We start from the raw sequence: 20,844 nt of genomic DNA, 5'->3' as shown, positions 1-20,844 counted from the left end.
GGCACGTGGTGAGAAAGGCACGTGGCCGTTCCCTCCGATCATGACGGCACGCATACTCGGGGAGTGACCGCGTACGAGCCCTCCAGCGAACCCGGCGCCGCGTACGACGCCGTCGTCCTCGCCGGCGGCGCCGCACGCCGGCTCGGCGGTGTGGACAAACCCGGGGTGCGGGTCGGCGGGCGGGCGCTGCTCGACCGGGTGCTGACGGCCTGCGCCGGGGCGCGGAGCACCGTCGTCGTCGCCGATCCCCGCCCCACCGTGCGGGCCGTGACCTGGGCCCGCGAGGACCCTCCCGGCGGCGGACCGCTCGCCGCGCTCGACGCCGGGCTGCGGCACACCACGGCTCCGTACGTCGTCGTACTCTCCGCCGATCTGCCGTTCCTCGGCGAGCGGACCGTCGGGCGGCTGCTGGCGACGCTGTGGGACGGCTCCGCCGACGGCGCGGTCCTGACCGACCCCGACGGCCGCGACCAGCCGCTGGTGGCGGCCTACCAGGCGCGGGCGCTGCGCCGTGGGCTGGCCGCGCTCACCCGGGAGCACGGCGGCCTCACCGGTCTGCCTCTGCGCCGGCTGACCGGCGGGCTCGACCTCACCCGCGTCCCGGACCCCGTCGCGTCCTTCGACTGCGACACCTGGGACGACATCGCCACTGCCAGGGCACGTATCAGGGAGCATGGGCACGTGTTGGATGAATGGATTTCCGCAGTCAAGGACGAGCTGGGCCTCGACCTCGACGTCGACAAAGGCGTCCTGCTCGACCTAGCGCGCGACGCCGCCCACGGAGTGGCCAGGCCCGCGGCGCCGCTGACCACCTTCCTCGTCGGCTACGCGGCGGCGCAGGCCGGAGGAGGCCCCGAAGCCGTCGCGGAGGCCGCGCGCAAGGCCGCCGCGCTGGCGCTGCGCTGGGCCGAAGAGGCCGAGACAGACGCCGCGAAGGAGGCCGCCGAGCCCGGGAGTACCTCGAGCGCCGGCGAACCCGACCGCACCCCGGACGCCGGATGACCGCCCGCTCCGTCCGGACCGGCGACGACGCCGAGGAATTCGACGTCGAGGAGGTGCTGGCCCTCGTGAAGGAAGACAGCGGTCGTGAGGACCACGCCGTGCCCGCCCCGCAGAGTGCCGCGGCGTCCCCGGCATCCTCGGCACACCCTCGCCACCAGGCCACGCCATGGTCCGAGGCTCGGAGGATCGCCGAGCGCGCGGGCCGCTCGGGGGCCCGCCGCGCCCCCGTCTCCGTCACCCTCGACGCCGCCCTCGGCCTCACCCTGGCCGCTCCCCTCACCGCCCTCACCGACCTGCCCTCGTTCGACACCTCCGCGATGGACGGCTGGGCGGTCGCCGGGCCCGGACCCTGGGACGTACGCGACGAGGGCGTGCTGGCCGGGCACGCCGAGCCCGAACCGCTCACCGACGGCGAGGCCGTCCGGATCGCCACCGGTGCCCGCATCCCCCTGGACACCACCGCCGTCATCCGCAGCGAGCACGGCCGCACGGACACCCAGGGCCGCCTGCACGCGACCCGCGAGGTGGGCCACGGCCAGGACATCCGCCCACGCGGCCAGGAATGCCGTACCGGCGACCAACTCCTCCCCGTCGGCACCCTGGTCACCCCGGCCGTGCTCGGGCTCGCCGCGGCGGCCGGATACGACACCGTCACCGCGGTCCCCCGCCCCCGCGCCGAAGTCCTGATCCTCGGCGACGAGTTGCTGACGGAAGGGCTGCCGCACGACGGGCTGATCCGGGACGCGCTCGGCCCGATGCTGCCCCCCTGGCTGCGAGGGCTTGGCGCCGAGGTCATCGCGGTGCGCCGGATCGGCGACGACGCGAAGGCCCTGCGCAAGGCCATCACCTCCTCCGACGCCGACCTGATCGTCACCACCGGCGGCACCGCCTCCGGCCCCGTCGACCACGTCCACCCCACTCTGAGCCGTATCGGCGCGGAGCTGCTGGTCAACGGCGTCGAGGTGCGCCCCGGCCACCCCATGCTGCTGGCCCGTATCAAGGACGACCAGCACCTAGTCGGCCTGCCCGGCAACCCCCTCGCGGCCGTCTCCGGCCTGCTCACGCTCGCCGAACCGCTGCTGCGCACCCTCGCCGCCCGTCCCGCCCCCGAGCCGCTGGCGTTGCCGCTCCAGGACGCGGCGCACGGGCATCCGTACGACACCCGGCTCATCCCCGTGGCGCTGCGCGTCGACAGTGCTGTTCCGCTGCACTACAACGGCCCGGCGATGCTGCGGGGCATCGCGGCGGCCGACGCGCTGGCCGTCGTACCACCGGGCGGTGCCCGACCGGGGCAGGAGGTGGAACTGCTCGATCTGCCCTGGGCGTTCGCCGGTATCGAGGTGTGTTTCACGTGAAACAACCGGGCCATGACGTGATCGCCCGCGAGGCGGGTGAACATCTGACAACCCATCGGGTGAGGCTTCCGCGGAAGGTGGTGACGCACCCCTTTCGGCAGGTCGCCAAGCGGCTGGCGTTGGCCCTGCTGGTCCTGGTGGTGACCGCGCTGCTCGTCTATGCCGACCGCGGGGGCTACAACGACAACTCCGACGGTTCCGTCGACTTTCTCGACGCCTGGTACTACGCGACCGTCACCCTCTCCACCACCGGATACGGCGACATCACCCCGGTCAGCGATGCCGCCCGGCTCACCAATATCTTCGTCGTCACGCCACTGCGCGTGATGTTCCTGATCATCCTGGTCGGCACCACCCTCGAGGTCCTCACCGAACGGACCCGGGACGAATGGCGCCTGGCCCGCTGGAGGTCCACCTTGCGTGATCACACTGTTGTCGTCGGATTCGGGACGAAGGGGCGCTCGGCGATCCAGACCGTGTGCGCGTCGGGGGTCAAGGCGGAGCAGGTTGTTGTGGTCGACCCCAGCTCCAAGGCGATCGACGCCGCGACGGCCGAGGGGTATGCGGGGATCGTGGGCGACGCGACACGCAGCGATGTGCTGAAGCGGGCTGAGGTGCACAAGGCGCGGAAGGTCATCATCGCGACGCAGCGCGATGACACGGCCGTCCTGGTCACGTTGACGGCCCGGCAGCTCAACCGCGCTGCCAAGATCGTGGCCGCGGTGCGGGAGGAGGAGAACGCACCGCTGCTGAAGCAGTCCGGCGCCGACGCGGTCATCACCAGCGCCAGCGCGGCCGGCCGGCTGCTCGGCCTCTCGGTACTCAGCCCCGCCGCCGGCATGGTGATGGAGGACCTCATCCAGCAGGGCAGCGGGCTCGACATCATCGAACGGCCCGTCATAAAGGCCGAGGTGGGCAAGAGCCCACGGCAGACGGAGGACTTGGTGGTGAGTGTCGTACGCGGGCATCGGGTGCTCGGATACGACGATCCCGCCATCGGGACGCTGGAGCTGACGGACCGGCTGATCACCATTGTGCGGGCGACGCCGGGTACGCATGTCGCACCCGACGTCCGCCCGCTGCCGCAGGACTGAATCGCCGTCCGAAACGGCTCACTTGCGGTTGTACAGCCGCATCGTGATCGGCCCGAAGACCAGCACGAACAGGCCCGCCCAGCCCAGCGACCAGGCGACCTCGTCGGTCGGCCAGTCGCCTGCCATCAGTCCGCGCACCGCCGACGAAAGGTGGGTGATGGGGCTGTTGTTGACGAAGGCCTGGAGCCAGCCCGGCATGGTGCTCGGGTCGACGAAGACATTGGACAGGAACGTCAGCGGGAAGATCACCATCATGCTGACGCCCATCACCGACTTCTCGGAGCGCAGCATCAGCCCGAACATCGTCCAGACCCACGAGAACGCGAACGAGAAGGCGACGAGCAGGGCGATCCCGGCGAGTACGCCGCCGACCCCGCCGTCCGGGCGGTAGCCGATGATGATGCCGACGGTGAGCATCACGATGGACGCGATGGTGTACCGCAGGGCGTCGCCGAGCAGATAGCCGACCATCACCGACGGCCGCCAGATGGGCAGCGAGCGGAAGCGGTCGAAGACACCCTTCTCGATGTCCGTGTTCACCGAGACGCCCGTGTACATCGTGATCATCACGACCGACATCACCAGGATGCCGGGCAGCAGGAACTGGATGTACTCCTTCGGGGACCCTGCCAGGGCGCCCCCGAACAGGTACGTGTACATCAGCACCATCATGATCGGGAACGCGGTGACGTCGAAGAGCTGCTCGGGAACGTGCTTGATCTTGAGGATCGCCCGCCAGCCGAAGGTGAGGGAGGCCGACAGGGCGCTGGGCCTCGGCGGCCGTTCGCCGGCGACGAGCAGCGCGGCCAGCGATTCGGCGCTGACGGGGGCGAGTTCCTTGGTCTCGGGGGTGGTCGCGGTGCTCATGCTGACACCTTGTCCTTCGGCTCGTGGGTGTCGTGTCCGGTGAGGGCGAGGAAGACCTCGTCCAGGCTGGGCTGGCCCAGCGAGAAGTTGTCGACGATGACGCCGCCGCGGGCGAGCTCGGCGAGTGCCCGGGCCGCCTGCTCGGCGGCGCCCTGTCCGTTGGCCGCGCCGCCGCCCACGCGCGCGGTCAGCGCCACCGGATCGGGCTCCAGCTGCACGTCCGCGTCCAGGGCCAGCCGCAGCACCTGCTCGGCCTGCGGGCGCTGTGCCGCGTCACGCAGACGCAGATGGACGGACCCGGCGCCGACGGACGCCTTCAGCTCGCCCTTGGTGCCCTCCGCGATCACCTTGCCCTTGTCGATCACGGCGATCCGGGACGCCAGCTGGTCGGCCTCGTCCAGATACTGCGTGGTCAGCAGCACGGTCGTGCCCTGGGAGACCACCGCGCGGATGATGTCCCAGACCTGGTTGCGGCTGCGCGGGTCGAGCCCGGTCGTCGGCTCGTCGAGGAACAGCAGCTCGGGGGTGTTCAGGATGGACGCGGCGATGTCGATACGGCGCCGCATGCCGCCCGAGTAGTTCTTGACCTGCTTTCCGGCCGCGTCCGTCAGCCCGAAGGCCTCCAGAAGCTGCGCGGCACGGTCCCGGGCGGCCTTCTTGTGGTGCCCGAGAAGACGGCCGAGCAGAACCAGGTTCTCGGTTCCGGTGAGGTCCTCGTCCACGGACGCGTACTGACCGGTGAGGCTGACCCGGCCGCGCACCTCGTCGGCCTCGCGCACGACATCGTGCCCGAAGACATGGGCCTGGCCGCCGTCGGGCCGCAGGAGGGTGGCGAGCATCTTCACAGTGGTGGTTTTGCCGGCGCCGTTCGGACCGAGGACGCCGTAGACCGTGCCGGCCGGGACGGCGAGGTCGACGCCGTCCACGGCCCTGGTCTCGCCGAACGTCTTCACCAGGCCCGCGGTCTCGATGGCCAGGCCTGAGCTCTGCTGGCTCATGGTGGTTTCCTTCCGCGTTCGTGGGCTACGCATGGGGAGACCTTTACCGTCCCTCAAACTCATCGGTGCCGCACAGGGATTTCCCGGCGGACCGGTCGAAGGACCGAAGCGGACCGGTCCAGCGACGTAGGCGCACCGGTCCGGGGGCGTAGCGGCAGAGGGCCGGAGCCCGGGGAAGAGAGGGAGAGGGGAGTAGCGTCCTGCCCATGTACGCGATCACGATTCCCGAACCTGGTGGGCCCGAGGCGCTGGTGTGGCACGAGGTCCCCGATCCGGTGCCCGGCGAGGGCGAAGTGCTGGTCGAGGTGGCGGCCGGCGCGGTCAACCGGGCCGACATCCTGCAGCGCCAGGGCTTCTACAACCCGCCGCCCGGCGCCTCCCCCTACCCCGGCCTCGAATGCTCCGGGCGGATCACCGCGGTCGGCCCCGGTGTCTCCGGCTGGGCGGTCGGCGACGAGGTGTGCGCGCTGCTCGCGGGCGGCGGCTACGCCGAGAAGGTCGCCGTCCCGGCCGGTCAGCTGCTGCCCGTGCCGCGGGGCCTCGACCTGGTGCAGGCCGCCGCACTGCCCGAGGTGACCGCGACGGTCTGGTCGAACGTCTTCATGATCGCCCACCTGCGTCCCGGCGAGACCCTCCTCGTGCACGGCGGCTCCAGCGGTATCGGCACCATGGCGATCCAGCTCGCCAAGGCCGTCGGCGCCAAGGTCGCCGTCACCGCGGGCACCGAGGAGAAGCTGCGGCGCTGTGCCGATCTGGGCGCGGACATCCTGGTCAACTACCGCGAGCAGGACTTCGTCGAGGAGGTCAAGAAGGCCACCGACGGCGCGGGCGCGGACGTCATCCTCGACAACATGGGCGCCAAGTATCTCGACCGCAACGTCCAGGCCCTCGCTGTCAACGGCCGGCTCGCGATCATCGGCATGCAGGGCGGGATCAAGGGCGAGCTGAACATCGCCGCACTGCTGGGCAAGCGCGCCGCGATCAGCGCGACCTCGCTGCGCGCCCGCCCGCTCGGCGAGAAGGCGGCGATCGTCGCGGCCGTACGCGAACACGTCTGGCCCCTGCTCGACGCCGGCCACGTCCGTCCGGTCGTCGACCGCGAGATCCCGATGAGCGACGCGGCCGCCGCCCACCGCGTGGTCGAGGAGAGCGGCCACGTCGGCAAGGTGCTGCTCGTAGTGCCGTAGCACCGGTGCGCCGGACAGACTCAGCTTCGCCGCAGCCGCAGCACCGGTGTGCCGGACAGGCTCAGCCCCGCCGCAGCCGCAGCCCGAGAAACGCGAGCCCCAGCCCGAGCCCGATCAGGACCAGTCCGCTGCCCAGCGGCATGATCCGCAGCACGGGTTCGGCGGGGCTCTCCGCCTCGGCGGCCTGCTCCACCGGCTGCGGCGGCGTGGTGGATTCCCGGGGCTGCCGAGGCGGCAGGGTCGCCCGAGGCACCTCCTCCACCGGCTCGGCCACACCCTGCCGCCCCGGCCGCTCCCGCCCCTCCCCGGCCCGGCTTCCGGCCCGGGACGGCTGATCGGAAGGGGAGGGCGAGGCGGAGGCGCCGACCTGGATGTCGTACGACGAGACAGCCCCGTACGACAGGACGGCCGCGGACGTAACACCTCCGAACGGCAGCAGAACCAGCCCCGCCACCAGCCCCGGAAGCACCCGCCACCACGGAATCACGGAACAAGCCTCACATCTCCGCACTGTTCCGGCACTCCGGGTACCGCCGACGGGTCGAAAGCGCGCATATCGAGATCAGGCGCACTGGAAAACGGTGGATCAGCTGTCACCGGGGGCACCTCAGTGGTGAGGTGTACGGGTGCGAGAGAATGGCGGCATGGAGATGCCGAGGAACGAACGGTCGCCCGAGAACCCGCAGATCCTGGTCGTGGGCCAGGACGGCATGGCGCTCGGTGGCGGCAACGGGGACGAGGACTCCCGCGAGATCCCGGTGACCGAGATGGTCGAGCAGCCGGCGAAGGTCATGCGGATCGGCAGCATGATCAAGCAGCTGCTGGAGGAGGTGCGCGCCGCACCTCTCGACGAGGCCAGCCGGGTCCGGCTCAAGGAGATCCACGCGAGCTCGGTGAAGGAGCTGGAGGACGGCCTGGCGCCCGAGCTGGTCGAGGAGCTGGAGCGGCTTTCCCTGCCGTTCACGGACGAGGCGACCCCCTCCGACGCGGAACTGCGGATCGCGCAGGCCCAGTTGGTCGGCTGGCTGGAGGGCCTCTTCCACGGGATCCAGACCACGCTCTTCGCCCAGCAGATGGCCGCACGCGCCCAGCTGGAGCAGATGCGCCGCGCCCTCCCACCGGGCGTCGGCGGCCATGAGCCGGGCGAGGAGGGCCAGCCAGGCGGCCGTTCGGGAGGACCGTACCTGTAACCAACCCACCTGCCCACGATCAGCGAAGGGCCCGGCAGCCTGTGCTGCCGGGCCCTTCGCTGCGTCGTTCAGGGAGATGCGGAACGGCCGCGCAGGCGTCAGAAGAGGGGGTTGAACTTCCCGCCGGAGTAGCAGTTGTGCCACGTCACTCCGGGTTGCCGGTCGAGACCTCGAACGTGAACGTCGGCGGGTTCTCCGGGTCGAAGTCCGTACGGGCCTCGGGCGTCTGCCGCATGATCGTGCCCTGGCCGTACGTGTTCTCGTTGATGTCGACCTTCTTGTACTTCCAGTCGGCCGCGTCGAGGCAGGCGACGACCGACGGCCAGTACTTGAACGTCAGGTTCGGCATCTGCACCTGATCGGGGTCCCGGTACGACTCCCGCGGCTCGGTGCACTCGGTCGTCTCGACGGTCTTGGTGCTGTCGCCTTCCCGGTACCCGGCGGCCTTCGTCGCCGATTCCGAGGCCGACGAGCCGCCGCTGCCGCCCGCGTCGTCGTCGGTGCCGCCGTTGTTCAGCGTCAGGGCCACGATCAGGCCGACCACCGCGACGACGGACACGACGGCCGAGCCGATGATGACCGACCGGTTGTTCCTGCCGCCGCCCGAAGTGGTCTGCGGCTGGGGCGACATGGTGTACGGCGGCGGGGTCGAGTGGCCCGGCTGCGGGGAGTACGCCGCCTGCTGGGGCGTCGGGTAGCCGGACTGCTGGGGGTAGCCGTACGCCGGTGACGGCATCGACGGCGGCGGGGTGCCGTACGGGTTCGGGGTCTGGGGCTGCTGGTACGGCGTCTGGACGGGGGCCGACGGCGGGGGCGTCTGGCCGACCGGCGGGAACACCGAGGCGCCGACGCCCTGGCCGCTCTGCGTCTGCGCGCCCGGCACGATGTTCGGCGGGGCCGGCTGGAGGGACGCGGCCACCCGCAGGCACTCGTCGCGCATGGACTCGGCGCTGGGGAAGCGCTCGTTCGGGTTCTTCTTCAGCGCGCGGGCGACCAGCGCGTCCACGGCCGGAGGCAGGGCGCGGTTGATCGAGGACGGAGCCACCGGCTCCTCCTGCACATGCGCGTACGCGATGGCCAGCGGCGAGTCCGCGTCGAACGGGAGCCGTCCGGTGACCAGTTGGAACAGCATGATGCCGACCGAGTACAGATCGGAGCGGGCGTCCACGGACCGGCCCAGCGCCTGCTCCGGCGAGAGGTACTGCGGGGTGCCGACGACCATGCCGGTCTGTGTCATCGACGTCACACCGGACTGCATGGCGCGCGCGATGCCGAAGTCCATGACCTTGACGACACCGCGCTTGTTCATCATCACGTTGCCCGGCTTGATGTCGCGGTGGACCAGCCCCATCTCATGGCTGATCTCCAGCGCCGCCAGCACATCCGCGGTGATCTTCAGCGCCTTGTCGGCGGGCACCGCGCCGAACTGCCGGACGTCCTCGTCGAACACCGAGCTGAGCGGGCGGCCCTCGATGTACTCCATGACGATGTACGGCGTCGTCACGCCGTCGACATCGTCCTCGCCGGTGTCGAAGACCGAGACGATATTGGTGTGCGTGAGCTTCGCCACGGCCTGGGCCTCGCGGCGGAAGCGCTCCCGGAACGCCTGCTCGCGGCCCAGCTCGGTGTGGAGCGTCTTGACCGCGACCTGCCGGTCGAGCACGGAGTCGTACGCGAGGTGCACCGACGCCATGCCGCCCGTGCCGAGCAAGTCGCGCAGCTGATAGCGGCCACCGGCCAGCGCCCGCCCCGCGTACCGGCCCTGTGCGCCGTCCTGGCTCATGTTCTGCGTCCCCCATCGGCGCCGGCGGCCGGAAGTCAGTGATCCAATGTCCTGTTCCCGGCCCAAGTCTGCCCCGCGGCACTGACAGGTCAAGCGCGGTGCCCGTTCCGTGACCGTACGCGAAAGAAGCGTCGCGGAAGCGTTACAGCGGCCGTACTGCCGGTACACAGAATTTGCACGACACCGTGGAGTACGGGTTTGATGGCCGGTCCGTCTCGTGCCGGTCCGGGAGCCCGTACCGGACCGGAGGCTTGCGTGGAGGCTGTAGCGTGGCCGACGGAGACCGTAACAACACCGCGCGCACCGCGGGCAGAAACGACGGCGAGGACTGATGGCACAGCAGCAGCGCGCTCAGGGCCCGTCCGACCCCGAGGCGACTGGCGGCGGTATGTCAGATGCGCCGGAGATGTGGGGTAATGGCGGGCTGGTCGGCGATGGCCGGTATCGGCTCACCCACAGACTCGGCCGAGGCGGTATGGCCGAGGTCTTCGCGGCCGAGGACGTGCGCCTGGGCCGCACGGTGGCGGTGAAGCTGCTGCGCTCCGATCTCGCCGAGGACCCGGTCTCCAAGGCCCGTTTCACACGCGAGGCCCAGTCGGTGGCCGGGCTCAACCACCACGCGATCGTCGCCGTGTACGACTCCGGCGAGGACTTCGTGGGCGGCCAGTCGGTGCCGTACATCGTGATGGAGATCGTCGAGGGCCGCACCATCCGCGACCTCCTCATCAACGCCGAGGCGCCCGGGCCCGAGCAGGCCCTGATCATCGTCTCCGGCGTCCTGGAGGCGCTCGCCTACTCGCACCAGCACGGCATCGTCCACCGTGACATCAAGCCCGCGAACGTCATCATCACGCACAACGGCGCCGTGAAGGTGATGGACTTCGGCATCGCCCGCGCGCTGCACGGCGCGTCCACGACGATGACGCAGACCGGCATGGTCATGGGCACGCCGCAGTACCTCTCACCTGAGCAGGCGCTCGGCAAGGCCGTCGACCACCGCTCCGACCTGTACGCAGTGGGCTGCCTGCTCTACGAACTCCTCGCGCTGCGGCCTCCGTTCACCGGCGAGACACCGCTGTCGGTGGTCTACCAGCACGTCCAGGACATCCCGACGCCGCCGTCCGAGGCCTCCGACGCCTGCCCGCCGGAGCTCGACGGCCTTGTCATGCGCTCGCTGGCCAAGGAGCCGGACGACCGGTTCCAGACGGCCGAGGAGATGCGCGGGCTCGTCCAGTACGGCCTGCAGATGCTGTACGACCAGGGCGGCCACACCGGCACCTGGAACACCGGCCCGGTCACCGCGCACGACGGTCGGCAGACCCCGGCCGGCGGCTTCGCCGGCACCACCGTGATGCAGCATCACAGTGACGGCTCCAGCACCTCGCAGATCCCGCAGCAGATCCTGCCGTCCGGATACGGCGGCGGGGACGACGGCGGTTTCGAGGGGAACGGCAACAGGGGCAGCGGTCGCGGCAAGCTGTGGATCCTCGCCGTCCTCGCGGTGATCGCCATCGCCGCGGGCGTCGCGCTGGCGCTCAACAGCGGTGACGGGAGTGGCGGCGGCGGTGGCACCAAGCAGTCGCCGACGACCTCGCAGACCACCGAGGACCAGAAGACCAGCGAGTCGCCGAGCGACGAGGCGAGCAACGAGCCGACCGACACGGAGACGGACAGCGACTCGGACACGAGCGGCGGTTCGAACTACACGCCGTCGTACGAGCCGTCCTACACGCCGTCCCAGACGGCTTCTTCGGAGCCGTCCTACACGCCGTCCGACGAGCCGACCGCGTCCGGGGAGCCGACGCCGTCCTTCACGCCGTCCGAAGAGCCGACCCCGTCGGGGGGGCCGACGGGCACCGACGGCGGTGACACCACGGGCGCCGAGGGCTGACCCGGCACGCCGGAAGACAGCGTTCACGCGCGCGTACGGCCCGGAAACGGGCTGCACGCGCGCGTGCTGCTTTTTGCGGCGGAGGCCAGGACGTCAGCCGCTGAACGCCTCGCACACCGCGTCGTACTCCCGTGTCCACCACACGGCGAGGGCCGAGGCGGCCGGGAACTGGGGATCCGCGCGCGTGTCGCCCCGCTCGTAGTGCCAGCGCAACATCCAGAAGTCGTTGAGACGCTCCCACCACACGCGGTGCACGGCCGCCGCGAGCTGGGAGGGCGTGGCGCCGGCGGTGCGCCGGTACGCGCGCGCGTACGCCCGCACCTTGGGCAGGTCGAGGGTGCCGACGGGACGGACGAAGAAGATCGCGGCGGCTCGTACGGCCTCCTCCGCGCGGGGCTGTACGCCGAGCCGGTCCCAGTCGACGATCGCGGCGGGCGCGTCCCCCTGGTAGAGCAGGTTGAACGGGTGGAAGTCGCCGTGCACCCAGCCGACACAGCCTCCGCGCGGCGGGCGCCGGTCCGCGTGCCGCTCCAGGAGCACGCGCCGCTCCCGCAACCGGTGCCGGGCCAGTTCGTCGAAGGAGTCGGCGGGGCGGTGGCGGCGTACGCGGGCGAGCAGGTCGTCGATGAGGGCGAAGGTGTCGGTCGGGTTGGCGCTGCGGGGAGGCTCCGTACGTCCCCGCCTCCGCACCGGCATCACGCGCTCCAAGCCGGCGTGCACCACCCCTAACAGCGCCCCCAGCCGTCCGCACTGCTCCGCGCTGAGCTGGCCGCCGTGCCGGTGCCGGCCCTCGACCCACGGGTGCAGGGCGTAGGCGTGGCCGCCGACCACCGCCACTGTCCGCCCGTCGCGCGCGGCCACGGGCGGTGCCACCGGGACGCCGAGGTCGGCGAGGCGCTGGGTGGCGCGGTGCCGGCGTTCGAGCGCCGTCGGGTCGGCGGTCTCGGGGTCGAAGTGGTGCTTGAGGAAGTAGCGGCCGCGGGTCGTGCGCAGCCGGTAGCCGCGGTTGAGGAGCCCCTCGTCGACGGGTTCGCAGGCGACGGCGGAACCGGCGGCGTACTGGCGGAGCAGGGCGCCCAGCGGGGGCGCGTGGGGCACGAGGGGTGGTACACAGGGGCGCGGCACGCGCCAGATGCTAGGGCACCGGCCGAGCCCATGAGCTGGGCATTGTCACAGCACGTCGTCAGTGGTCGCTTTAGGTCACAGGACGTCCTCGAAGTGGCGTTCCGGGCTCCGCCTAATCCGCGCCACATACACGGCGGAACACAAACCCTTCCGGTGACCTGGGTCGGCGGGATAACGTGCCGTTGCTCCGGCCTCCTGCAAGGCTGTGACCAGTACCCCTTCGGGCTCTTCCCGATTTACTTGGAAATCCAAGCAAAATCGCAGGTCAAATGGGGTTTCCCAGAAATGTGGAGCACTGGGTAACGTGATGCTTGCAGGGCGCTCGCCGGGGCACCTGTCACGCCTGTTCCGGCCGAGTGGCACCCACCCCGTGCACGGGTGTCGGACCAGGTGAGCCGCACTGGTCAACCCGGCAACCCCGGGGGCCGGACCGACGGAGGAGCACACGTGACCGTGGAGAGCACTGCCGCGCGCAAGCCGCGACGCAGCGCCGGGACCAAGAAGTCCCCGAGCACCAAGCCCGAGCAGGTTCAACTGCTGACGCCCGAGGGCAAGCGCGTCAAGAACGCCCAGTACGACCCGTACGTCGCCGATGTCACCCCCGAAGACCTGCGCGGCCTGTACCGCGACATGGTGCTCACCCGCCGCTTCGACGCCGAGGCCACCTCCCTGCAGCGCCAGGGCGAGCTGGGCCTGTGGGCCTCGCTGCTCGGCCAGGAGGCCGCCCAGATCGGCTCCGGCCGGGCCACCCGCGAGGACGACTACGTCTTCCCGACCTACCGTGAGCACGGCGTCGCCTGGTGCCGCGGCGTCGACCCGGCCAACTTGCTCGGCATGTTCCGCGGCGTGAACAACGGCGGCTGGGACCCCAACAGCAACAACTTCCAGCTCTACACGATCGTCATCGGCTCGCAGACGCTGCACGCGACCGGCTACGCGATGGGCGTGGCCAAGGACGGCGCCGACAGCGCGGTCATCGCCTACTTCGGCGACGGCGCCAGCAGCCAGGGCGACGTGGCCGAGTCCTTCACCTTCTCCGCGGTCTACAACGCCCCGGTGGTCTTCTTCTGCCAGAACAACCAGTGGGCGATCTCCGAGCCGACCGAGAAGCAGACCCGCGTGCCGCTCTACCAGCGCGCACAGGGCTACGGCTTCCCGGGCGTCCGCGTCGACGGCAACGACGTACTGGCGTGTCTGGCCGTGACGAAGTGGGCGCTGGAGCGGGCCCGCAGCGGTGAGGGACCGACGCTCGTCGAGGCGTACACGTACCGCATGGGCGCCCACACCACCTCCGACGACCCGACCCGCTACCGGGGCGACGACGAGCGGCTGTCCTGGGAGGCGAAGGACCCGATCGCCCGTCTCCGCGCCTATCTCGAGGCCTCAAACCACGCGGACGAGGGATTCTTCGCGGAACTTGAAGCGGAGAGCGAAGCGTTGGGCAGGCGAGTGCGTGAGGCGGTCCGTGCCATGCCGGACCCGGACCACTTCGCCATCTTCGAGAACGTGTACGCGGACGGGCATGCGCTCGTCGACGAGGAGCGAGCCCAGTTCGCCGCCTACCAGGCGTCGTTCGCTGACGGAGAGGGGGCCTGATCATGGCAGCGGAAGCTGTGACGTCAAAAAACATGGCTTTGGCCAAGGCGATCAACGAGTCGCTGCGGCGCGCTCTGGAGTCCGACCCCAAGGTCCTGATCATGGGCGAGGACGTCGGCAAGCTCGGCGGAGTCTTCCGGGTGACGGACGGCCTGCAGAAGGACTTCGGCGAGAGCCGGGTCATCGACACCCCGCTCGCCGAGTCCGGCATCGTCGGCACGGCGATCGGCCTGGCCCTGCGCGGCTACCGTCCGGTTGTGGAGATCCAGTTCGACGGCTTCGTCTTCCCGGCGTACGACCAGATCGTCACCCAGCTCGCCAAGATGCACGCGCGCGCGTTGGGCAAGGTCAAGCTCCCGGTCGTCATCCGCATCCCGTACGGCGGCGGGATCGGCGCGGTGGAACACCACTCGGAGTCCCCGGAGGCCCTGTTCGCGCACGTGGCGGGCCTGAAGATCGTCAGCCCGTCGAACGCCTCGGACGCGTTCTGGATGATGCAGCAGGCCATCCAGAGCGACGACCCGGTGATCTTCTTCGAGCCCAAGCGGCGGTACTGGGACAAGGCCGAGGTCAACACCGAGGCGATCCCCGGCCCGCTGCACAAGGCGCGCGTGGTGCGCGAGGGCACCGACCTGACGCTTGCCGCGTACGGCCCGATGGTGAAGCTCTGCCAGGAGGTCGCCGACGCGGCCGCCGAGGAGGGCAAGAACCTCGAGATCCTCGACCTGCGCTCGGTGTCTCCGCTCGACTTCGACTCCATCCAGACGTCGGTCGAGAAGACCCGCCGCCTGGTCGTCGTCCACGAGGCACCGGTGTTCTTCGGCTCGGGCGCCGAGATCGCCGCCCGGATCACGGAGCGCTGCTTCTACCACCTGGAAGCCCCGGTGCTCAGGGTCGGCGGCTACCACGCCCCGTATCCGCCGGCCCGCCTGGAGGAGGAGTACCTGCCGGGCCTGGACCGGGTGCTCGACGCCGTCGACCGCGCCCTGGCGTACTGAGGAGAGGGTCGTGACGACGATGACTGAAGCGTCCGTACGCGAGTTCAAGATGCCCGACGTGGGCGAGGGGCTCACCGAGGCCGAGATCCTCAAGTGGTACGTGCGACCCGGCGACACCGTGACGGACGGCCAGGTGGTCTGCGAGGTCGAGACGGCCAAGGCCGCGGTCGAGCTCCCCATCCCCTACGACGGCGTGGTCCGCGAACTCCACTTCCCCGAGGGCACCACGGTGGACGTGGGCACGTCGATCATCGCGGTGGACGTGGCAGGCGGGGCAGCACCCTCGGAGGCGGCGCCGGTCGCGCCACCACCCGCGGAAGAACCCAAGCCGCAGAGCACGGGCTCGGGCCGCACGCCGGTACTGGTGGGCTACGGAGTCGCCACGTCCTCGACCAAGCGCCGCCCCCGCAAGGGCCCGGAGGTCCCGGTCCAGGCGGCGTCGGCGGCGATCCAGACAGAGCTGAACGGACACGGGGCAGCGGCCCCGCCGCCTGCGGCTCCCGCCCCCGCGGCTCCTGCCCCTGTGGCGCCCTCCTCCGCGGCCCCTCAGGACCGTCCACTGGCGAAGCCGCCGGTGCGCAAGCTGGCGAAGGACCTGGGCGTGGACCTGGCCACGGTCACCCCCTCCGGACCGGACGGCATCATCACGCGCGAGGACGTCCACGCGGCGGTGGCACCACCGAAGGCCCCTGAGCCGGCGTCGACGGCACCCCCGGCCCAGATCCCGATGCCGACATACGACACGTCCCGCGAGACCCGCATCCCCGTCAAGGGCGTCCGCAAGGCGACGGCGGCGGCGATGGTCGCCTCGGCGTTCACGGCGCCGCATGTCACGGAGTTCGTCACGGTCGACGTGACCCGCACGATCAAGCTGGTCGAGGAGCTCAAGCAGGACAAGGAGATGGAGGGCCTGCGGGTCAACCCGCTCCTCCTGATCGCCAAGGCCCTGCTGGTCGCGATCAAGCGTCACCCGGAAGTGAACGCGTCCTGGGACGAGGCGGCCCAGGAGATCGTCCAGAAGCACTACGTCAACCTGGGCATCGCCGCGGCCACCCCCCGCGGCCTGATCGTCCCGAACATCAAGGACGCGCAGGACAAGACGCTGCCCCAACTGGCCGAGGCACTGGGCGAGTTGGTGTCGACGGCGCGGGAAGGCAGGACCTCCCCCGCCGCGATGCAGGGCGGCACAGCGACCATCACCAATGTCGGCGTCTTCGGCGTCGACACCGGCACGCCGATCCTCAACCCCGGAGAGTCCGCGATCCTCGCCGTCGGCGCGATCAAACTCCAGCCGTGGGTCCACAAGGGCAAGGTCAAGCCCCGCCAGGTGACGACACTGGCACTGTCCTTCGACCACCGGCTGGTGGACGGGGAGTTGGGCTCGAGGGTGCTGGCGGATGTGGCGGCGATTCTGGAACAGCCGAAGAGGTTGATCACCTGGGCGTGAGCCGCGTGGGCCGGCCCTCGGCGGCAATGACAGAGCGCCCTGCCTCGATCGAGGCAGGGCGCTCTGTCACCTGTCGTTGCGCTCAGTCCGACCGGTGGAGCGAGTTGGCGTAGGCGTCCAGCCGGCCGTCAGGCGTCGAAGCGGCGGCGGGCGGCCTCGATGTGACCGAAGTACTGGTGGGTCCAGCCGCACATTCCATCGACGGTTGCGCGCAGAGCCTGACCCGGCTCGGTGAGGGTGTATTCGACCCGCGGTGGGACGGTGGGGTGCACCGTGCGCTCGACGAGGCCGTTGCGCTCCAGCATGCGCAGGTTCTGGGTGAGCATCTTGTGGCTGATGCCCTCGACCTCGTTCCGCAGCTCGCTGAAGCGCAGGGTGCGATCACCGAGACTCTCGACGATGAGGAACGCCCACTTGTTGGCGACGTCGGAGAAGATCTCCCGTGCCAAGGAGTCCGCCCGCGCCAGGTCCGCATCCTCGGGCGAGCCTGTGAGCTGCTTGGTCACCATAAGGTTCTCCAGTCACTGAAAAGTGCGTTCTTCCATGTCAGCAACCACTCTCCTATGGTTCCTGAGTAACCACAAGAGACCGAGGAGACAGGCAGCATGGCCATCACCTTTGTGAATCCCGACGGATTGCCCAAGATCGACGTCTACCGGCAGGTGTCGATCGCATCCGGGTCGAGGCTGGTCTTTATCGCCGGGCAGGTCGCCTGGGACGCCGAGGGAGTCACGATCGGCGAAGGCGACCTCGCCGCCCAGGTCGAGCAGAGCTATCTCAACGTCGGCACCGCCCTGGCCGAGGTCGGTGGCTCCTTCGACGACGTGGCGAAGCTGACCTTCTACGTCGTCGACTGGACCCCCGACAAGATGCCCCCGCTCCTGGAAGGGATCTCCCGGGCAGCCGCGAAGCTGGGAGTCACCCCGGTCCCGCCGGCCACGCTGATAGGCGTAGCGGCACTGGACGTCCCCGACCACCTGGTCGAGATCGAAGCCACCGCGGTCCTCGACTGAACAGGTGCCCTTGAGGGGACAGCTGTCGCTGAACGGCGAAGGGGCCCGCCCGTCCGCTCGGGACGTCGTGGCGGGCCCCTTCTCCAACAGTGCTCTGAGGTGCCGGTGTCAGCTGATGCGTGCGTAGCCGTAGTTGATGAGCTTCTTCACGTCCGTCGTGCGGTTGGCCGCCGAGGAAGCGGTGAGGACGGCGCCGACGACCGTCTCGCCGTTCTTCGTCGCGCTGAAGACGAGGCAGTACTTGGCCTCGGTGCCGGAGCCGGTCTTGATGCCGAGCGTGCCGTTCCAGCCGAGCAGGGTGTTGGTGTTCTTCCACGCTGCCATCGTGCGGGTGGAGCCGGTCTTGGTGATCGTCTTCGCCGTGTACGACTTCGACTTCACGACGCCCCGGAACATGGACGTCTTCATCGCACTGCGGGCGAGCTTCGTCAGGTCCTTCGGCGTCGAGTAGTTCGAGCCGCGGCTTATGCCGTCGAACGAGTCGAAGTGCGTGTTCGCCATGCCCAGGCTCCTGGCCATGGAGTTCATCTTGCCGATGAAGTTCTTGGTGCGGGCCGAGACCGTCGAGCCGGAACCGAACTTGTCGGCGAGAGCCATCGCGGCGTCGCAGCCGGACGGCAGCATCATCCCGAACAGCAGCTGACGGACCGTGACCTTGTCACCGACGATCAGCCGGGCCGACGAGGCGCCGTTGGCGACGATGTAGTCGCTGTACGCCTTCTTGATCGTGACCTTGGTGTTCAGGTTCAGATTCGCCTGCGAGAGCACGACCTTCGCGGTCATGATCTTCGTGGTCGAGGCGGTGAGCCGCTTGGTGTCGGGCGACTTGGAGAAGAGCGTCGCGCCGTTGGCACCGTTCATCAGGAATCCGCCCTTGGCGGTGATGGTGGGCGCCGTCGCGGCCTGCGCCGGCGCCGCGGTGAGGGCTCCGGTGGCGAGCATCGCGCCCGCCGTGACGGCGACGGCGGCGGCTCTGCGGACACGGATGCCCTTGGTGGCAGTTATCAACTGATATACCCCGAATACGTCGAATGCCCCTGAGATGCGGCCGAGTTGAATGGCAAAACAGGCAGGCCGCATACGTGGGACATGTAACCAGCAGAGATGGTTGCGCGGTGCGTGGGGCAGATTTCGGCGCGTCCGCATGCTGGAACGATCAGCGGCATGCGTACGTGTTGTATCTAAGCTGTGGGCATGCCCTCAGCCCCGCCCGCACCCGTCAAGCAACCACCTGCCGCCGACCGCGTCTACGCCCACGTCAAGCAGGGCGTCCTGGAACGGCGTTACGAGGGCGGCATCCTCCTCACCGAGGGCGAACTCGCCGAGGCTGTAGGGGTTTCCCGCACTCCGGTGCGCGAGGCGCTGCTCCGTCTGGAGGTCGAGGGGCTGATCAAGCTCTACCCGAAGAAGGGCGCGCTGGTCCTGCCCGTCTCCGCGCAGGAGATCGCGGACGTGGTGGAGACCCGGCTGCTGGTCGAGGAGCACGCCGCGCGGAAGGCCGTACCGGCGAGTCCGCGGTTGATCACCCGGCTGGAGGAACTGCTCGCCGAGCAGAAGGCGCACGCTGCCGCCGGCGACCTCGCCGCTGCCGCCGTCACCGACCGCTGCTTCCACGCCGAGATCGTCCGCAGCGGCGGCAACGCGATCCTCTCCCGGCTCTACGACCAACTCCGCGACCGGCAACTGCGCATGGGCGTCGCCGTGATGCACTCCCACCCCGACCGGATCGCCAAGACCCTCGCCGAGCACGAGGAGATCCTTGAGGCGCTGCGCTCCGGGGACGCGCAGGCGGCCGTCGATGTCGTCCACCGGCACGTCGGCTGGTTCTCGCACCTCGCGCGGGGTGAGGTCAGATGAGCGCCGTCGCCCTCCCCGGCGACCCGCCCGGCGGCCGCAAGGCCATCGCCGTCTGGGGCATCGGAGTCTCCGTCTACTTCGTCGCCGTCATCTTCCGTACGTCGCTGGGGGTCGCCGGCCTCGACGCGGTCGAGCGGTTCGACGTGGGCGCCTCCGCGCTGTCCACGTTCTCGATCCTCCAGCTCCTTGTGTACGCGGGCATGCAGATACCCGTGGGCCTGCTCGTCGACCGGCTCGGCACGAAGAAGGTGCTGACGATCGGCGTGGTTCTGTTCACGGCGGGGCAACTCGGGTTCGCGTTCTCACCGTCGTACGGCATGGCCCTCGCCTCCCGTGCGCTGCTCGGCTGCGGTGACGCGATGACGTTCATCAGTGTGCTGCGGCTCGGCAGCCGCTGGTTCCCGGCGCGGCGCGGGCCGATGGTGGCGCAGCTCGCAGGGCTGGCCGGCATGGCGGGCAACCTCGTCTCGACGCTGGTGCTCGCGCGGCTGCTGCACGGCGTGGGCTGGACCACGGCCTTCGCGGGGAGCGCGCTCGCGGGCGTGGTGGTGCTGGTGCTGCTCCTGCTGTTCCTGAAGGACCACCCCGAGGGGCATGAGCCGCAGCCCTTCCCGCATCAGGGCGCGGCCTACGTCCGCCGGCAGATCGCCGCCTCGTGGCGGGAGCCGGGGACACGGCTGGGGCTGTGGGTGCACTTCACCACCCAGTTCCCGGCCATGGTGTTCCTGCTGCTGTGGGGGCTGCCGTTCCTGGTCGAGGCGCAGGGGCTGTCGCGGGCGACCGCCGGGGAACTGCTGACGCTCGTCGTGCTGTCGAACATGCTGGTCGGTCTGGTGTACGGCCAGGTCGTCGCCCGGCATCACGCGGCGCGGCTGCCGCTCGCGCTGGGGACCGTCGGGGCGACCGCGCTGATGTGGGCTGCCGTGCTGGCGTATCCCGGGGAGCACGCGCCGATGTGGCTGCTGGTGATGCTGTGCGCGGTGCTCGGAGCGTGCGGTCCCGCCTCGATGCTCGGGTTCGACTTCGCCCGGCCGGCGAATCCGCCGGAGCGGCAGGGCACGGCGTCCGGGATCACCAACATGGGCGGCTTCGTCGCCTCGATGACCACGCTGTTCGCGGTCGGGGTGCTGCTGGACGCGACCGGGGACGACTACACGGTGGCGTTCTCGTCGGTGTTCGTACTCCAGGCGCTGGGCGTGAGCCAGATTCTGCGGTTGCGGAAGCGGGCGGCCCGGCGGGAGCGGGAGCGGCTGGTGGCGAGCCGGGTGGCGACGGTGCATGTGCCGGCGTGACGGTTCACCGCAGCTGACCTTTGCGGCTGAGGTGTTGCTCTGTCATAGGGGTGTGACAACGGTGTCGTGAGGCGGGGACGGGCGTGACCTGAGGGGCTGTCGGGCCCTCATAGTCATCGAACGAACTCCGCGCCTCCGAAGGGAATTCC

19 protein-coding genes are annotated in these 20,844 nt (G+C 70.2%); 12 read left to right on the top strand and 7 right to left on the bottom strand.

Going from position 1 to position 20,844, the window contains the following annotated elements; all coding sequences use genetic code 11:
• The first annotated feature begins 63 nt into the window (after window positions 1–63).
• Genes KCH48_RS12925 through KCH48_RS12915 form a run of 3 tightly spaced genes read left to right on the top strand, consistent with a single transcriptional unit; the run spans window position 64 to window position 3,451 of the window.
• Window positions 64–1,002, top strand: coding sequence for an NTP transferase domain-containing protein (locus tag KCH48_RS12925; protein ID WP_210573333.1), 939 nt, complete (start codon window positions 64–66; stop codon window positions 1,000–1,002).
• Entirely contained in the window at window positions 999–2,357 is a 1,359-nt protein-coding gene (locus KCH48_RS12920) for a molybdopterin molybdotransferase MoeA (protein WP_210573331.1), read from the top strand. Before KCH48_RS12925 ends, KCH48_RS12920 begins: the two co-directional genes overlap by 4 nt.
• On the top strand, window positions 2,354–3,451 hold the full coding sequence (locus KCH48_RS12915) for a TrkA family potassium uptake protein (RefSeq protein WP_210573328.1): 1,098 nt from the start codon (window positions 2,354–2,356) through the stop codon (window positions 3,449–3,451). The genes KCH48_RS12920 and KCH48_RS12915 overlap by 4 nt, the downstream gene beginning before the upstream one ends.
• Window positions 3,452–3,469: 18 nt before the next feature.
• Here the strand turns inward: KCH48_RS12915 and KCH48_RS12910 are convergent, their stop codons facing one another.
• Both KCH48_RS12910 and KCH48_RS12905 read right to left on the bottom strand, forming a co-directional pair.
• Window positions 3,470–4,318, bottom strand: coding sequence for an ABC transporter permease (locus KCH48_RS12910; protein WP_210573322.1), 849 nt, complete (start codon window positions 4,316–4,318; stop codon window positions 3,470–3,472).
• Entirely contained in the window at window positions 4,315–5,316 is a 1,002-nt protein-coding gene (locus KCH48_RS12905; RefSeq protein WP_210573320.1) for an ATP-binding cassette domain-containing protein, read from the bottom strand. Before KCH48_RS12905 ends, KCH48_RS12910 begins: the two co-directional genes overlap by 4 nt.
• A 206-nt stretch (window positions 5,317–5,522) precedes the next feature.
• Between KCH48_RS12905 and KCH48_RS12900 the strand changes: the two genes are divergently transcribed.
• Entirely contained in the window at window positions 5,523–6,503 is a 981-nt protein-coding gene (locus KCH48_RS12900) for an NAD(P)H-quinone oxidoreductase (protein ID WP_210573315.1), read from the top strand.
• Between the two features lie 61 nt (window positions 6,504–6,564).
• Here the strand turns inward: KCH48_RS12900 and KCH48_RS42205 are convergent, their stop codons facing one another.
• Entirely contained in the window at window positions 6,565–6,990 is a 426-nt protein-coding gene (locus tag KCH48_RS42205) for a hypothetical protein (protein WP_307840874.1), read from the bottom strand.
• Between the two features lie 157 nt (window positions 6,991–7,147).
• Here KCH48_RS42205 and KCH48_RS12890 point away from each other — a divergent pair, with 157 nt between their 5' ends.
• Window positions 7,148–7,693: a bacterial proteasome activator family protein gene (locus KCH48_RS12890; protein ID WP_210573313.1), complete on the top strand. Its 546-nt coding sequence runs from the start codon at window positions 7,148–7,150 to the stop codon at window positions 7,691–7,693.
• A 145-nt stretch (window positions 7,694–7,838) separates the two neighbouring features.
• Here KCH48_RS12890 and KCH48_RS12885 read toward each other — a convergent pair whose 3' ends face one another.
• Window positions 7,839–9,476, bottom strand: coding sequence for a Stk1 family PASTA domain-containing Ser/Thr kinase (locus KCH48_RS12885; protein WP_210573312.1), 1,638 nt, complete (start codon window positions 9,474–9,476; stop codon window positions 7,839–7,841).
• A gap of 331 nt (window positions 9,477–9,807) precedes the next feature.
• On the opposite strand from KCH48_RS12885, the gene KCH48_RS12880 reads away from it, so the two are divergent.
• Window positions 9,808–11,367 (top strand): protein kinase, encoded by a 1,560-nt coding sequence (locus KCH48_RS12880; protein WP_210573307.1) that lies wholly within the window; start codon window positions 9,808–9,810, stop codon window positions 11,365–11,367.
• A 93-nt stretch (window positions 11,368–11,460) separates the two neighbouring features.
• Here KCH48_RS12880 and KCH48_RS12875 read toward each other — a convergent pair whose 3' ends face one another.
• The gene (locus KCH48_RS12875) at window positions 11,461–12,465 is read right to left on the bottom strand and encodes a phosphotransferase (protein WP_210573306.1); all 1,005 of its coding nucleotides are present in this window, start codon (window positions 12,463–12,465) and stop codon (window positions 11,461–11,463) included.
• 474 nt (window positions 12,466–12,939) lie between these two features.
• On the opposite strand from KCH48_RS12875, the gene pdhA reads away from it, so the two are divergent.
• From pdhA to KCH48_RS12860, 3 genes are read left to right on the top strand one after another with little or no spacing between them, the layout of a single operon-like run.
• Window positions 12,940–14,088 (top strand): pyruvate dehydrogenase (acetyl-transferring) E1 component subunit alpha, encoded by a 1,149-nt coding sequence (gene pdhA / locus KCH48_RS12870; RefSeq protein ID WP_210573304.1) that lies wholly within the window; start codon window positions 12,940–12,942, stop codon window positions 14,086–14,088.
• A gap of 2 nt (window positions 14,089–14,090) precedes the next feature.
• Window positions 14,091–15,086: an alpha-ketoacid dehydrogenase subunit beta gene (locus KCH48_RS12865; protein ID WP_210573302.1), complete on the top strand. Its 996-nt coding sequence runs from the start codon at window positions 14,091–14,093 to the stop codon at window positions 15,084–15,086.
• Window positions 15,087–15,096: 10 nt separating this feature from the next.
• On the top strand, window positions 15,097–16,533 hold the full coding sequence (locus KCH48_RS12860; RefSeq protein ID WP_210573300.1) for a dihydrolipoamide acetyltransferase family protein: 1,437 nt from the start codon (window positions 15,097–15,099) through the stop codon (window positions 16,531–16,533).
• A gap of 128 nt (window positions 16,534–16,661) precedes the next feature.
• On the opposite strand, the gene KCH48_RS12855 is transcribed toward KCH48_RS12860, so the two are convergent.
• Window positions 16,662–17,042, bottom strand: a complete 381-nt coding sequence (locus KCH48_RS12855; protein WP_210573298.1) for a helix-turn-helix domain-containing protein — start codon at window positions 17,040–17,042, stop codon at window positions 16,662–16,664.
• 96 nt (window positions 17,043–17,138) lie between these two features.
• On the opposite strand from KCH48_RS12855, the gene KCH48_RS12850 reads away from it, so the two are divergent.
• A complete protein-coding gene (locus KCH48_RS12850; RefSeq protein WP_210573290.1) occupies window positions 17,139–17,546 on the top strand; it encodes a RidA family protein in 408 nt (135 codons plus the stop codon).
• A gap of 108 nt (window positions 17,547–17,654) precedes the next feature.
• On the opposite strand, the gene KCH48_RS12845 is transcribed toward KCH48_RS12850, so the two are convergent.
• Window positions 17,655–18,554 (bottom strand): D-alanyl-D-alanine carboxypeptidase family protein, encoded by a 900-nt coding sequence (locus KCH48_RS12845; RefSeq protein WP_246885204.1) that lies wholly within the window; start codon window positions 18,552–18,554, stop codon window positions 17,655–17,657.
• 186 nt (window positions 18,555–18,740) lie between these two features.
• On the opposite strand from KCH48_RS12845, the gene KCH48_RS12840 reads away from it, so the two are divergent.
• Complete coding sequence (locus tag KCH48_RS12840) at window positions 18,741–19,403, top strand: GntR family transcriptional regulator (protein WP_210573286.1); 663 nt, start codon at window positions 18,741–18,743, stop codon at window positions 19,401–19,403.
• Window positions 19,400–20,695 (top strand): nitrate/nitrite transporter, encoded by a 1,296-nt coding sequence (locus tag KCH48_RS12835; RefSeq protein WP_210573284.1) that lies wholly within the window; start codon window positions 19,400–19,402, stop codon window positions 20,693–20,695. Before KCH48_RS12840 ends, KCH48_RS12835 begins: the two co-directional genes overlap by 4 nt.
• Window positions 20,696–20,844 lie beyond the last annotated feature (149 nt).

The organism is Streptomyces sp. GESEQ-4, assembly GCF_017948455.1.
Lineage (GTDB): Bacteria > Actinomycetota > Actinomycetes > Streptomycetales > Streptomycetaceae > Streptomyces.
Note: the sequence above shows the minus strand (reverse complement) of the source record. Positions and strands in the feature narration are given on the sequence as shown.

What these genes read in the sequence shown, in the direction of transcription:
- KCH48_RS12920 (WP_210573331.1), top strand. Translation starts at nt 999, where the DNA reads ATGACCGCCCGCTCCGTCCGGACCGGCGACGACGCCGAGGAATTCGAC.
- KCH48_RS12855 (WP_210573298.1), bottom strand. Translation starts at nt 17,042, where the DNA reads ATGGTGACCAAGCAGCTCACAGGCTCGCCCGAGGATGCGGACCTGGCG.
- KCH48_RS12840 (WP_210573286.1), top strand. Translation starts at nt 18,741, where the DNA reads ATGCCCTCAGCCCCGCCCGCACCCGTCAAGCAACCACCTGCCGCCGAC.
- KCH48_RS12885 (WP_210573312.1), bottom strand. Translation starts at nt 9,476, where the DNA reads ATGAGCCAGGACGGCGCACAGGGCCGGTACGCGGGGCGGGCGCTGGCC.
- KCH48_RS12890 (WP_210573313.1), top strand. Translation starts at nt 7,148, where the DNA reads ATGGAGATGCCGAGGAACGAACGGTCGCCCGAGAACCCGCAGATCCTG.
- KCH48_RS12835 (WP_210573284.1), top strand. Translation starts at nt 19,400, where the DNA reads ATGAGCGCCGTCGCCCTCCCCGGCGACCCGCCCGGCGGCCGCAAGGCC.
- KCH48_RS12850 (WP_210573290.1), top strand. Translation starts at nt 17,139, where the DNA reads ATGGCCATCACCTTTGTGAATCCCGACGGATTGCCCAAGATCGACGTC.
- KCH48_RS12900 (WP_210573315.1), top strand. Translation starts at nt 5,523, where the DNA reads ATGTACGCGATCACGATTCCCGAACCTGGTGGGCCCGAGGCGCTGGTG.
- KCH48_RS12865 (WP_210573302.1), top strand. Translation starts at nt 14,091, where the DNA reads ATGGCAGCGGAAGCTGTGACGTCAAAAAACATGGCTTTGGCCAAGGCG.
- KCH48_RS12910 (WP_210573322.1), bottom strand. Translation starts at nt 4,318, where the DNA reads ATGAGCACCGCGACCACCCCCGAGACCAAGGAACTCGCCCCCGTCAGC.
- KCH48_RS12880 (WP_210573307.1), top strand. Translation starts at nt 9,808, where the DNA reads ATGGCACAGCAGCAGCGCGCTCAGGGCCCGTCCGACCCCGAGGCGACT.
- KCH48_RS12905 (WP_210573320.1), bottom strand. Translation starts at nt 5,316, where the DNA reads ATGAGCCAGCAGAGCTCAGGCCTGGCCATCGAGACCGCGGGCCTGGTG.